The sequence below is a fragment of the Gelidibacter japonicus genome (assembly GCF_010725055.1).
GTDB classification, from domain to species: Bacteria; Bacteroidota; Bacteroidia; order Flavobacteriales; family Flavobacteriaceae; genus Gelidibacter; species Gelidibacter japonicus.
This window is the reverse complement of the sequence record NZ_BJKB01000035.1, coordinates 1-12,450: the sequence shown is the minus strand read 5'-3', so window position 1 is coordinate 12,450 and position 12,450 is coordinate 1. Positions and strand designations below refer to the sequence as shown.

Sequence of the window (12,450 nt, the reverse complement as noted above, 5' to 3'; positions counted from 1 at the left end):
TGTGTGTGCGCCTAGCATGATCGATAACTATAGGGTGCAAGTCCCGAACACGCCCAAGCAGTGGGAAGTGTTAGCTTAAGGTAAGGGTGTCCATCGCGAGGTGGAATCTGAAGGAAACTGGCGGCAAAGTCCTGGCCTGACGGACAGAAACTACATATAAGGCCAAAGTTGTCTGGATAAGGTTGCACACCAAACCAAAGTCCAATACTGCTCGGAGACAACATGGTAAATGTAGCAGGTAGATGGGATGAAAGTTATCGTTCTTACCTAGGGAGATCTCATGGACGTGTGGAAACAATGTATGAAACACGGAGTAAAGCTTACCATGAGAAGTCAGCCGAGCCCATAGTACCAAGACAATGACTCATATTGGGAAGGGATGAACTTTAAGGAGTGAGCAGTAAATGAATGTTACCGTATGAACGGAAGAACGCAGAAAATCTCGAAAGAAGAGACCTGCCCACAGAAGAATAGGACAGTATCCGAAGGCTATGTGGGAGGGCAGACGTTTTTATGGATAACTGAAAATAACCTCACGGATACTAATCAATTAGGAGATGGACTATTAGAGATGATTGTGTCACCTTCCAACCTTAATAGGGCTTACCAACAGGTAAAGCGAAACAAAGGATCTGGGGGAGTAGACAAGATGGAAGTCGAATCGTTAAAAGATTATCTTGTCATACACAAAGACGAACTAATAACGTCCATTTTACAGGGAAATTACCGCCCTAACCCTGTACGCAGGGTACTTATTCCCAAGGATAACGGACATCGCAAATTAGGGATACCTACCGTAGTGGATAGGTGTATCCAACAAGCGATTGCCCAAGTTCTCTCGCCAATGTATGAACCCCAATTTAGCGACAATAGCTACGGGTTCAGACCAAGGCGCAACGCTCACGGAGCATTAAGAAAATGTCAAGCGTATATCACAGAAGGCTACAAGTATGCAGTAGATCTGGATTTAGAAAAATTCTTTGACACGGTAAACCATAGCAAGCTGATAGAGATACTCTCTCGTAGTGTAAAAGACGCTCGAGTGGTATCACTGATACATAAATATCTTAATGCGGGAGTGCAAGTAGGATCCAAAATACGAACTAGTGAAGTGGGGGTTCCGCAAGGAGGTCCACTAAGTCCAATTTTTAAGCAACATTATGTTGAATGAAATGGACAAAGAGCTAGAGAGTAGGGAGCATAAATTTGTACGCTATGCTGATGACCTTCTGATACTATGCAGAAGTAAACGCAGTGCAGAACGGACAATGAGCTCAATGATCCACTTTATAGAGGACAAACTGTTCTTAAAAGTGAATAGGGAGAAAAGCCAAAGTGCCCACATAAGGAAGGTCAAATTCCTTGGATACTCCTTTTACAAAAGCAAAGGAGAAGGGCGCCTACGGATACACCGAAAGAGTGTAGCCAAAATGAAAGCTAAAATAAAAGAGCTGACATCCCGTAGTAATGGCTGGGGTAATTCCCGAAGAAAAGAAGTCCTTCGCCAGTACATCATTGGTTGGGTGAACTACTTCAAATTGGCAGACATGAAGAATCGGCTTCTTAGGATAGACGAGTGGTACCGAAGACGAATCAGGATGGTGATATGGAAACAATGGAAACGGATACGAACCAGAGTGAAGAACCTTATCAAGCTAGGGGTTAAGAAATCCAAGGCTTGGGAATGGGCAAATACAAGGAAAAGCTATTGGCATACAGCTGATAGTTTTATCCTTAAGACCACAATCACCACGGAAAATCTGAGAAAAGCAGGCTATATTATGCTGTCAGACCAATATCGAAAGGTTAGTATCAAAACTTAAGGAAGCGCCCAGTACGGATCCGTACGCTGGGTGCTGTGGAAGGTCGGAGCGGGAATTAATCCCGTTCCTCCTATCCGATTGACGAATCCGGTTGATTTGCCGTCTTATGGGTAAAACGTTCGTTTTAGGGAAGGCTATTTGGAGGTTGTGCTGTAATTGCTATGGCCAAAATGCGTGGTGTTCAATTATTTTCTAACAGTTTTCAAGGTTTTTTAGTGATTCTGATTCACTCGCCCTGGCTTTTATCGTTTAATTTTAAAGTCAAGGCATAGCAGAGCCAGTCCGCTTATGCAGAATAATTTTTAGCTGCTCAAATTCAATTTTCTATCTTTTAGTAAAACGCGCCAATTCTCGGGAGGCCCACGGTCATCGAACAAGAGTATCGTGTGCAGTCTCCCTTTTTTACAGACAGGACACCGACGGTGCAAAAGCGGCTCTTTTGATCTGACAGGCTCCATCTCAACTGAAGCCAGTTCACTTTGCAGTTTTGGCAACTTCTCCTTTTTCCAGCTGCTGCTCAAAATACCATAATGCCGTATTCGGGTAAAGCCCTTAGGTAAAACATGCAGCGCAAAACGCCTGATAAACTCAGCACTCGATACCGTTAAACTGACTTTCTTTCCTGCGCGGCGGTAATCCTTGGCAGTAAAAGTCACCTTTTTATTTACGCGGTCAATATCAACGATCCGATGGTTGCTAACTGCTATTTTATGGGTATATCTGCCCAAATACTCAATCACATATTTCGGACTCCTGAAAGGCTCTTTGGCATAGACCACCCACTTCTTGCCGAACACCGCATCGTAAACATTTCGAGGGATTTTTAACCCGCTCTTCCTGAGCTCAGCAACATACTTTCGCCTGAAAACCTTGCTCATGGATTTCACATTGAACAGGTATTTGCCGTTGTTCCTTGCCTTTTTCCATTGCCCCGATCTGCCCAGGCCACCACCCGGAACAATGCAGTGCAAATGGGGGTGCAGACTCATATTCTGGCCCCAGGTATGCAGCACCGCAATCATGCCCATCCTGCCGCCCAGGTGTTTCGGGTTGTCCCCGAACTGCTGCAAGGTCTGCCAGGCGGCCCTGAACAGGCTGCCGTACACTATTTTCCCATGGCTCAGGGCACAACTGTTAAACTCGCTCGGAAGGGTAAACACCACATGAAAATAGGGAACGTTCAAAAGCTCATCCTCCCGTGCACGGATCCACTCCTCGCGTTTGTGTCCCTGACAGGTTGGGCAATGTCTGTTCCTGCAACTATTATAGCTGATGTGCAACGCGTGGCAACAATCGCATTTATCTATATGGCCGCCCATGGCTTTTGTTCGGCACCTCCTTATGGCCTGCAGGGCACGGTAATGCCACGAGGCCGGGCTCAAGTTTTTGAGCTGTAGCTGTTCCATTTCCAAAATGTCAGCGACCGTATGTTTGGGACGCATCAGTCGTAGAGCTTGTCCAGTGGAGAAAACTTTGAGCCACTGGGCAGATTGGCCACATGCAGATAGGTCAGGGTCATCTCGATATGCGCATGGCCCAAAAGCTCCTTAAGACTGACAATGTCAACGCCGTATTCCAACAAATGCGTGGCGAAGGTGTGCCTCAGGGTGTGGGCGGTTATCTTTTTGGAGCTGCCTATCTTACTGCGGTTTTCCTTGATGATCCAACGGATGCCATTGGTCGTCAGCCCACGTGGTTCACCATCCTTGGTCACCTGGCTGTTGAAAAGATAGCATTGGGGATTTTCCGTTTTGATGTACTCCTTCAGTCCTCTGGCCAAATACCTGCTCAAGGGGACATAGCGGTCGATCTTCCCTTTCTTCTTGGGTACAAGGACCGTTCTGCGGTCAAAGTCGATGTCCGCCAGTTTCAGGTTGCACAGTTCGTAGCTGCGGAGTCCACAGCCGTAGAGCATCCCGATAATCAAACGGTGCTTTAGGTACTTGGGCGCCTTTAAAAGCCGCCTGACTTCTTCCTGGCTCAGGACCGTAGGAAGTTTCAGGTCCCGTTTGATCTGAGGCAAGGCCACGCGTTTGGCCTCCATGCCCATGACCTTGTAGGCCGCCCTGAGTCCGAAAACAGTATGCTTGAAGAAACTTTCGGAAGGCGTCCTGTGGAGTTTTTGGCAATGGTAAAGATAGTCCTCGATGTTCTCGACCGAGAGCCTTTCCGGGCTTTGTTTGCAGTGCAGGGCAAGGTGGGCAAGGCACCGGAGGTAATTGTTCAGGGTGCTTTTGGCCTTGCCGTTGATGGAAAAGCTCTGCTCCAGTTTGTCCTGGAGCGTACCGAAACCCGGCACTTCCTCGAAAGCGCGCTGGGCAATGGTCTTACTTTTTTTTAAACATGATATTGGATTTAAAATTGTAGCTACAAATTAATAAATCTATTATATTTACGAAAGAAAGCGAGTATGAGCTATTCAGGAGGGCTTCCGACCGGTAGGGAGGATTCGTTCAACACCGGCTATAGTTCATTGCTTCTGACTTTCCTCGCGGAAAGTCCTCGCAAATTTGCTATCTTCGGTTCTCGGCGGAAAATCCTCGCGGATTTTCACGCAACGAAACCATAGCCAAACACGTTACCAGCCATTTTAAACAAACAACATTGAGAATAAAACTGAAACTAATTTTAACTTTGTGTATTTCAACCTCTGTTTTTGGACAGAAAACGGATACATTGAAATTCTATTCAAAGGCATTTAACAGCGAAAGAACCGTTTATGTAACCACTCCTGAATTTTATAAATATCAATCCAAAGACGTAAAACTGCCTGTTATATACTTATTGGACGGTCAGCACGAATGGTTTGTTAATCCAGTTCAGAATACAATTCGCTATTTACAATACACACATCAAATACCACAAGCAATTGTAGTAACTATTCCTTTGGTAAACAGAAATAAGGAGTGTGGCATAAAAACATTAGAGGAAGATGAATTGCCACTTTATAAATTTATTACTGATGAAGTAGATGAAAAAATTCAGCAATACAATCCAAACAAATATAAAATCCTAATTGGTCATTCGTTTTCTGCATCATTTTCACTTTATTCTTACCTTAAAAATCCAACTTATTTTTCAGCAGCATTAGCCAACACTCCCTTGGACAGCTTTAAAGAATTGATATTGGCTTTTGAAAAAAATGAAAAAACAGACAAACGAAATATTTTTATTTCTGTCGGAGGCAATGCCAAACACGAAGACTTTTATCACAGAAAAACATTTGATACACTCGAAAAGGAGTTTCCGACATTTTTCAGTTCAATCAATACCTTTGTTTCAGAAAATGCAGGGCACAACGCTGTTCCGATACTGGCAACTCCTAATTTACTGACAAAGTTATTTTCTAAATTTAATGAAAGGTATTCCAGAATTGCACCAGTTGACAATGACTATAAAATAATCACCAAGCCAAATTCAATTGAGGATGAAATAAACAAGATAGAAAATGCTTCGAAAATTGACGATAACTTTTATCCACCCGAATTAGCAGAATTAAATGGTTTGGCTTCCCGATATTGGAATAGTGATTTAATCGATTATGTGCTAGCTATATATAAAATGGGGATCACGTACTATCCTAATTATTATGATTTTCATCTTCAATTGTATGAGTTACTATTGCCAACTGACAAGGAAAGTGCAAAAAAGCATTTAAACAAAGCGTACGAACTTTTAAATACGATAGAAGCTGATCACCAAACAACGAATGACATCATTGAAGAAATTAATAAGGAAAAAATCAAAAACGGCTGGTAACAAGGTATTGCCAAAAGCGGGGCAGAACGCCTTCGATTGAACATTTGTGCAATGTTCAACATTCGTTCTTTAATTGAACTTTTGTGCTAAAAATCCCCGCCTTCGGCAATACCCAAAACGTTGGCAACAAGCTTGACCCATCCTGAATAAAGGCTATGTATTTTCATTATAAAAGAACTTATCTTAATTAGCGTACCACAAATCATTACTAACACACACCTTATGATAAGTTCAAGCATTATACTTTTTATTTATATTAAAATAATTGTTTGAACTTAGTTCTGTAATTATAAATATTTACTAGAAAATTTTTGTGTAATAAATATTTATTTTTAGTTCTTTATTTACAGAACAAAAAAACTTATTATATTTGCACGGAAACAATACATATTTTAATATGGATAATTTAAAACAACGTGTAGAAGATATTGGAGTTGTATATGAGCAATTTGGAAAAACACCCATTGCAAGCAGAGTATTTAGTTTCTTGTTATTAGCCGAACCTTCTTATAAAACATTTGATGAAATTAGAGAGTTTTTAAACGCAAGTAAAAGTGCAGTAAGCAATGCAATTAATAGTCATTTACAAGATGGTACAATTAATTACAAAACATTTAGTGGTGATAGAAAAAGATACTTTTATCTAGATTTAGAAAATTGGAAAAAGAGAGTTGAGGAATATGCTAAAAAACTATATGATTTTAACAATGTAATGGAAGATGTTTTAAAACATCGAAGCAATAACGACATAGAATTTAACAACAAGCTGAAAGATGTCATTGATTTTCAGAACTTTTTAAATCAAAAAATTGATGAAGCAATTATAAAGTGGAAAGAAAAATAAAAAATTTACACAATAAGTTCTTTTTGTTAAGAACTAAAACAACTATAATACCTATGCATTTTTTAAAAAAAACAGTAAGCCTATTACTCATATTTGTTTATGGCTTTTGCTTTTCGCAAGAAGCTGTTCCTAAACAATATACCATAGACCAAATTGTACGATTGGCTTTGGAAAACAATCAAAAACTAAAAGTCTCTAAAAAATCGGTTGATATTGCCAAACAGCAAACCGAAGTCTATAAGCAACTACAATTGCCAAACCTATCTGTTGGTGCAACAGCAATGTATTTGGGTGATATTGAAATTTTGGACACCGATTTTTCAAACCTGCAAACCGTAGATATGCCACATTTTGGTAATAACTTTTCCTTACAGGCGCAACAATTGCTTTACAAAGGAAACGCTATTAATAATACCATTAAGGTTGGAAATCTTCAAGAAGAATTGGCAAATTTAAGTTTAGAAAACGATGAAATTGATATTAAATCTTTGGTGATATCCAATTATTTAAACCTTTACAAATTATACAACCAAAAGCAAGTATTTCAAGAAAACATTAAACTTGCCCAAAGACGAATTGATAACGTAACTAGTTTCTACAATCAAGGAATGGTAACACGTAACGAAGTAATCCGTGGTGATTTATTATTAGCATCTTTAAACCAAGCCATAGTAACGATAGACAATAATATTTCAATTTTAAACAACCAATTGGTTATTGCATTAGGATTACCAGCAAATACTAAAATTATTCCTGATGAAGAAACGCTAAAACTTAATCCTGCGTTACAAAATATAGAAACATATCAAGATGAAGTAGCTACCAACCATCCACTCATAAGAACTATGGATACACAAAAGGAGCTAGCCGAAACAAGCTTAAATATTACCAAAGCAGATAAACTACCTATTTTGGCAGGTTTTGCCGGCTACAATATGCAACGGCCATTAACCAATTCCTTTCCAATAAACGATGTGTATTTTAATAGTTGGCAAGTTGGTGTATCGTTAACCTATAATATTGAATCGCTTTACAAAAACAAAGCAAAAGAGTCATTAAACAAGCTAAAAGTAGAGCAAGTAACCGAAGCCAAAACGCTTACCCAACAAAATTTGCAAGTGGCTACACAAGCAGCTTATTTAAAATACAACGAAGCAATTTCACAAAAAGCAACCTATTTAGAAAGCAAACGTTTGGCTGAAGAAAACTACAAGATTATTGAAAAGAAATATTTAAATCAGTTAGCACTTATTACTGAAATGTTGGATGCTAGCAACTCTAAATTAGAAGCCGAATTACAATATGTAAATTCAGAAATTAATATCCTTCAGGCATACTATAATGTATTAAAAACTGTAGGAACACTATAACCATTACAAAAAGAATAAAAATGTCAGATAACAATTCAAAAACCGAAAAGAAAGTAGGTAAAAACAAAAAAACGGTGTTTTTTATCAATTTACTTATATTTTTAGTAGCATTAGTTGCCTTGATTTTTGTATTAAAACACTATTTCCATATTGGCGATAAAAACTTTACAAACGATGCACAAGTAGAAGCTTATATCAATCCAATAAACACAAGAGTTTCAGCTTATATTAAAGAAATTCGTTTTGAAGAAAACCAAAGAGTTAAAAAAGGCGATACGTTGGTAATTTTAGATGATAGCGAAATTAAAGCTAAAGTTTTACAAGCCGAAGCTGCTTATTTAAATGCCTTGGCTGGTGAAAAAACAGCAAAATCAACAATTAATACAGTTGCTAACAACACGTCTATTATTGAAGCCAATATCGCAGGAGCAAAATCCAATTTAGAAAATTCTGAAAGAGACTTAAATCGTTTTGCTGCTTTGTTAAAAGATGAAGCGGTAACCCAACAACAATACGATGGTATAAAAACCAAGTACGATGCTGCAAAAGCAAAATACAACGCCTTATTAGGACAACGCAAATCGGTAGATTATTCGCTTCGTGAAATGGATGGTAGAATTGAAATGAGCCAAGCAGGAATCAAGCAAGCCGAAGCGGCTTTAGACTTGGCAAAACTCAATTTATCTTATACTGTAATTACTGCACCTTACGATGGTTTTATGGGAAGACGTAAAGTAAACGAAGGTCAATTGTTAAACCCTAGTCAGCAAGTAGCCAGTATTGTAACCGATGATAAAAAATGGGTCATTGCTAACTTTAGAGAAACCCAAATGGAAGACATTACAGTTGGAAAAGAATTGACTATCGAAGTAGATGCTTTGGGAGGAAAAGCCTTTAAAGGCAAAGTAAGTTCTATTTCGGCAGCTACAGGCTCTAAATTATCGACCATTCCTGTAGATAATTCTACCGGAAATTTTGTGAAAGTACAGCAACGTATTCCGGTTCGTATTGATTTTACCGAAGATAATTCAGAAGAAGATTTAAACAGTTTACGTGTAGGAATGAATGTAAATATTACCGTAGATTAATTATATGTACAACCAAGGCCTTTTTAAAGATTGGGTACCCAAACCCGCAATGCTATTGCTCATTATTCTATACCTATTTCCGTTATTGGTTGTAGGTGGAATTTACACACCAAATTTTAGCGATATGATGAGTGATTTGGCACTTTATTCTGAGTATCTATCGTTTGCTAACTATGCTTCTTTTATTGGTATGGGTACGGCCTTACCGTATTTATTGCGTTTTAAAATGCGATTTAGAAGCAAAGAGTTGATGATTACCAGTTTGTCGATGATCGCATTGTGTTCAATAGCCATTATAACCACAGATAGCCCGTATGTTATTATTGTAGCAAATTTTGTCATTGGTTTTTTTAAAATCATTGCGATTATTGAGTTTGTTTTGCCGCTATTATTTATTCTAAGTCCAGATGGCGACCGAACCAAATTTTATACGGTATTTTATCCTTTAAGTATTTCAACCGCACAAATAGGAAGTTATTTCTTTGCAAAAATTGCCTATAACTTACAATGGGAATCGGTCTATTTAGTAATGACTATTATAATGCTTGTATTGGTACTTATCTCGGTTATTTTTATGCACGACTTACGGTTTTCAAGAAAGCTACCTTTATATCAAATTGATTTATTGAGTATGTTTCTTTTTGTAGTATCCTTTTTCCTATTAACCTATACCTTAGTATTTGCCAAACAACAAGATTGGTTTGCTTCAAGCTATATACAAGCTTCAACCCTTGGCTTTATCATCACTATTATTCTTTTTCTATGGCGACAAAAAGGATTAAAACGACCTTATGTTCCGTTAAGTGTTTTTAAAAAGAAAAACTTTATTCAAGGCTTTATTTTATTGATGTGTTTGGGTATGTTTTTAGCTTCAGGTGTTATTCAAAACACCTTTACGGTTGGTATTCTTGGCTATGATTCGCTCACCAACAACCTATTGAATTATGCAATGGTTCCTGGAATTATTATAGGTGCTATTTATGCTCGAAAGTGGTATGCTAAAAAATTGCCTACCAAATTTTTAATTATTTCAGGAATGATTTTTTACACCTTACATTTTGTAATGATGTATTTTTTAATCAGTCCAGAAGTTGACATCAACTATTTAATTGTTCCTTCTATATTAAGAGGAATGGGAATGGTCATTCTTTTTATAAGTATTTGGTTTTATGCCTTAGATGGTTTTGATATGGCTGAAACCTTAGCAGTAGCATCCTTGTCAATTGTAGTCCGTTCATTGATAAGCGTTGCATTTGCTGGAGCCATTTACTCTTGGTTGTTTTACAAATTACAGTTACAAGGGTTGGAAAACATAGCACATCATTTGGATGCCGTAGATTTGTCACAATACAGAGGTGGTGGATTGGCAGTATATGGACGTTCGCGAATACAAGCTGTATTAACAGCATCCAAAGCATTGTATGGTTATTCCATTATTGCAGGAATAATTATAATACTATTCACCTTGGCAATACGTTTTGAAAACACCTATTACCGAAGATTAATATTAGTACGAAAACTGCTTAAAGGCGAATCGATTAAAGGATATAATTTTAGAGTAAGAAAAAATACCACAGAAACTATAGCCGCTGGAGCAGGTGCTGTCGCGGTTTAGAAAATAAAGCCAGTTGCCAACAACGTGTAAGCGCAATAACGGCTGAATTTCCCATTCGGAAATTCAACTCGTTTTGCTATCTTTAGTGCGTCAACGGAAAATACTCGCGCATTTTCCCGTTACTGACGCTTACACAAAACCGTCAGACTGTCTCAAAACTTAATAACCTTGTTGAAAACCCTTTTCACCATCTTCAAATCCAGCCCTGGTTTTTTGTAACTTAAGGTATGGAATATCAACAGGGACAAGACCGGGAGCAGTTAACACTTTATAGCACTTGTTTGGACGACATGGTGCCGCCGGCCAATTCAGTACGTTTTATCGATCAGTTCGTGGAAAGCATGGATCTGCGAGAATTGGGCTTTGATCCATTGCCCGCCCAGGGAAGACCGCCATACAATCCGGCAGACTTATTGAAACTCTATATCTACGGTTATATGAACCGCATGCGGTCCTCCAGACAATTGGAGAAGGAATGCCACCGTAACCTGGAAGTCATCTGGCTCTTAAAAAACTTAAAGCCTGACCACAATACCATCGCCAGGTTCAGGAAGGACAACCCCAAGGCCATCAAACGTGTCTTCCGCCACAGCGTTGAGATTGCCAGGAACTTCAACCTCATTGGAGGGTTGCTGATTGCCGGGGACTCCACAAAATTCCGTGCCCAAAATTCCAAGAAGAACAATTACAACAAAAAGAAAATCCAGAGGCACCTCGAGTATATTGACAATAAGTTGAAAGAACACAATAAGGCCCTGGCCACGGCAGATGGTGACAAAAGGGAATCATTGGAAAAACAGGTCCGACACCGCAAAGAGCAGCGCAAAAAGTATGAACAGCTCCAAAGGGAACTGGACGGCGACCGGTCCTCTGAGAACCCACAGATCTCCACCTCCGATCCGGACAGCCGACATCAGATTGTACGGGGAATGATTACCGAGGTGTGCTATACCGGACAGACCACTGTGGACGGAATGCACAAAATCCTGATCGACTGTAAGCTCACCAACCAAAACGACAAAAAAGCCATGGGAATGATGCTCAGAAGGGCAAAATCCATTTTGAGGACCAACAGGTTTACCGCCCTTTATGACAAGGGATACCATACGGGCAGTGAGTTCCATACTGCAGATCAGTTGGGCATTGAGACCCTTGTGGCCATCCCCGCCATAGGCCGCAAAAGCCAGGCTCCCAATCCCATGTACAATGCGGAGAACTTTAGATATGACAGGGAGAACGATACCTACACCTGCCCACAGGACCAAACCTTAACCTCCAACCAAACCCACTACAAAACACGGAACTATACCTTTAAGCAGTATAAGACCAAGGCCTGCAAGCTCTGCAGGGTTCGCAGCCAATGTACAACGGCCAAGACCAATGGCAAGATCATACAGCGGAGCCAGTATGCCCAGGGCATCCGCGACAACGCCAAAAGAGTAAGGCAGAACGAAGATCTTTACAGACTGCGACAGGCATTGGTGGAACACCCTTATGGGACCATAAAGCGACAGTGGGGCTTCGACCATATAATGACCAAGAAAGGAATTGGTGCAGCAAGTGCAGATTTCGGGCTTATGGCACTGGCCTACAATCTAAGAAGGCTGTACAACCTGGGAATAGTCCCAAAAACCCTTCTGACCGTGCAAAACAACTGTTACGTGTTGTTAACTTCGCTCCTAATCGCCTGTCTAAACCTATTTGGGTCACAAGGTCAACACTCTGTAAAAAATCGCTCCTTCAACTTTATTTTCACCTAACCAAAAAATTCGTGTATTTTTAAACAGAAATAACGGAGTTTTGAGACAAACTGCCGTTGTATGCAATCCTCCCTATTCCGAAGCATTGACTTCTCCCGCTAACGTTAGCGAAAAAATCCTGAAAATTCCGTAAACTTGTATAGCTCTATGCAAGGCCGATTTTCAAACTGTTGCATAAAAGCACGGGCGCA

Annotated in this window: 11 protein-coding genes; 9 read left to right on the top strand and 2 right to left on the bottom strand. The window is 39.7% G+C overall.

From position 1 onward, the window contains the following. Positions 1 to 418 precede the first annotated feature (418 nt). Both G6N06_RS19975 and G6N06_RS19970 read left to right on the top strand, forming a co-directional pair. Positions 419 to 1,171 (top strand): reverse transcriptase domain-containing protein, encoded by a 753-nt coding sequence (locus G6N06_RS19975; RefSeq protein ID WP_240338117.1) that lies wholly within the window; start codon positions 419 to 421, stop codon positions 1,169 to 1,171. A gap of 1 nt (position 1,172) precedes the next feature. Beyond that, a complete protein-coding gene (locus G6N06_RS19970; RefSeq protein WP_240338116.1) occupies positions 1,173 to 1,823 on the top strand; it encodes a group II intron maturase-specific domain-containing protein in 651 nt (216 codons plus the stop codon). Between the two features lie 302 nt (positions 1,824 to 2,125). Here G6N06_RS19970 and G6N06_RS19280 read toward each other — a convergent pair whose 3' ends face one another. Next, positions 2,126 to 3,265, bottom strand: a complete 1,140-nt coding sequence (locus tag G6N06_RS19280; RefSeq protein WP_163518336.1) for an IS91 family transposase — start codon at positions 3,263 to 3,265, stop codon at positions 2,126 to 2,128. Then, the gene (locus G6N06_RS19275) at positions 3,265 to 3,867 is read right to left on the bottom strand and encodes a tyrosine-type recombinase/integrase (RefSeq protein WP_240338115.1); all 603 of its coding nucleotides are present in this window, start codon (positions 3,865 to 3,867) and stop codon (positions 3,265 to 3,267) included. Before G6N06_RS19275 ends, G6N06_RS19280 begins: the two co-directional genes overlap by 1 nt. 39 nt (positions 3,868 to 3,906) lie before the next feature. On the opposite strand from G6N06_RS19275, the gene G6N06_RS19965 reads away from it, so the two are divergent. The 7 genes from G6N06_RS19965 to G6N06_RS19245 all read left to right on the top strand — a co-directional run bounded on the left by G6N06_RS19965 (position 3,907) and on the right by G6N06_RS19245 (position 12,259). Further along, entirely contained in the window at positions 3,907 to 4,164 is a 258-nt protein-coding gene (locus G6N06_RS19965) for a hypothetical protein (RefSeq protein ID WP_240338114.1), read from the top strand. A gap of 335 nt (positions 4,165 to 4,499) precedes the next feature. Then, a complete protein-coding gene (locus G6N06_RS19270; RefSeq protein ID WP_163518335.1) occupies positions 4,500 to 5,582 on the top strand; it encodes an alpha/beta hydrolase-fold protein in 1,083 nt (360 codons plus the stop codon). 397 nt (positions 5,583 to 5,979) lie between these two features. Then, entirely contained in the window at positions 5,980 to 6,426 is a 447-nt protein-coding gene (locus G6N06_RS19265) for a GbsR/MarR family transcriptional regulator (protein WP_163518334.1), read from the top strand. Positions 6,427 to 6,479: 53 nt separating this feature from the next. Continuing rightward, the gene (locus G6N06_RS19260; RefSeq protein WP_163518333.1) at positions 6,480 to 7,796 is read left to right on the top strand and encodes a TolC family protein; all 1,317 of its coding nucleotides are present in this window, start codon (positions 6,480 to 6,482) and stop codon (positions 7,794 to 7,796) included. 20 nt (positions 7,797 to 7,816) lie between these two features. Continuing rightward, positions 7,817 to 8,884: an HlyD family secretion protein gene (locus tag G6N06_RS19255; protein WP_163518332.1), complete on the top strand. Its 1,068-nt coding sequence runs from the start codon at positions 7,817 to 7,819 to the stop codon at positions 8,882 to 8,884. 4 nt (positions 8,885 to 8,888) lie between these two features. After that, entirely contained in the window at positions 8,889 to 10,499 is a 1,611-nt protein-coding gene (locus G6N06_RS19250) for an MFS transporter (RefSeq protein ID WP_163518331.1), read from the top strand. Positions 10,500 to 10,726: 227 nt separating this feature from the next. Then, positions 10,727 to 12,259, top strand: coding sequence for an IS1182 family transposase (locus tag G6N06_RS19245; RefSeq protein WP_371865878.1), 1,533 nt, complete (start codon positions 10,727 to 10,729; stop codon positions 12,257 to 12,259). Positions 12,260 to 12,450 lie beyond the last annotated feature (191 nt).

Bases quoted from the DNA above. Each gene is read 5' to 3' on its own strand.
- G6N06_RS19975 (WP_240338117.1), top strand. From the start codon at position 419: ATGAACGGAAGAACGCAGAAAATCTCGAAAGAAGAGACCTGCCCACAG.
- G6N06_RS19970 (WP_240338116.1), top strand. From the start codon at position 1,173: ATGGACAAAGAGCTAGAGAGTAGGGAGCATAAATTTGTACGCTATGCT.
- G6N06_RS19280 (WP_163518336.1), bottom strand. From the start codon at position 3,265: ATGCGTCCCAAACATACGGTCGCTGACATTTTGGAAATGGAACAGCTA.
- G6N06_RS19275 (WP_240338115.1), bottom strand. From the start codon at position 3,867: ATGGAGGCCAAACGCGTGGCCTTGCCTCAGATCAAACGGGACCTGAAA.
- G6N06_RS19965 (WP_240338114.1), top strand. From the start codon at position 3,907: ATGCTTGAAGAAACTTTCGGAAGGCGTCCTGTGGAGTTTTTGGCAATG.
- G6N06_RS19265 (WP_163518334.1), top strand. From the start codon at position 5,980: ATGGATAATTTAAAACAACGTGTAGAAGATATTGGAGTTGTATATGAG.
- G6N06_RS19260 (WP_163518333.1), top strand. From the start codon at position 6,480: ATGCATTTTTTAAAAAAAACAGTAAGCCTATTACTCATATTTGTTTAT.
- G6N06_RS19255 (WP_163518332.1), top strand. From the start codon at position 7,817: ATGTCAGATAACAATTCAAAAACCGAAAAGAAAGTAGGTAAAAACAAA.
- G6N06_RS19250 (WP_163518331.1), top strand. From the start codon at position 8,889: ATGTACAACCAAGGCCTTTTTAAAGATTGGGTACCCAAACCCGCAATG.
- G6N06_RS19245 (WP_371865878.1), top strand. From the start codon at position 10,727: ATGGAATATCAACAGGGACAAGACCGGGAGCAGTTAACACTTTATAGC.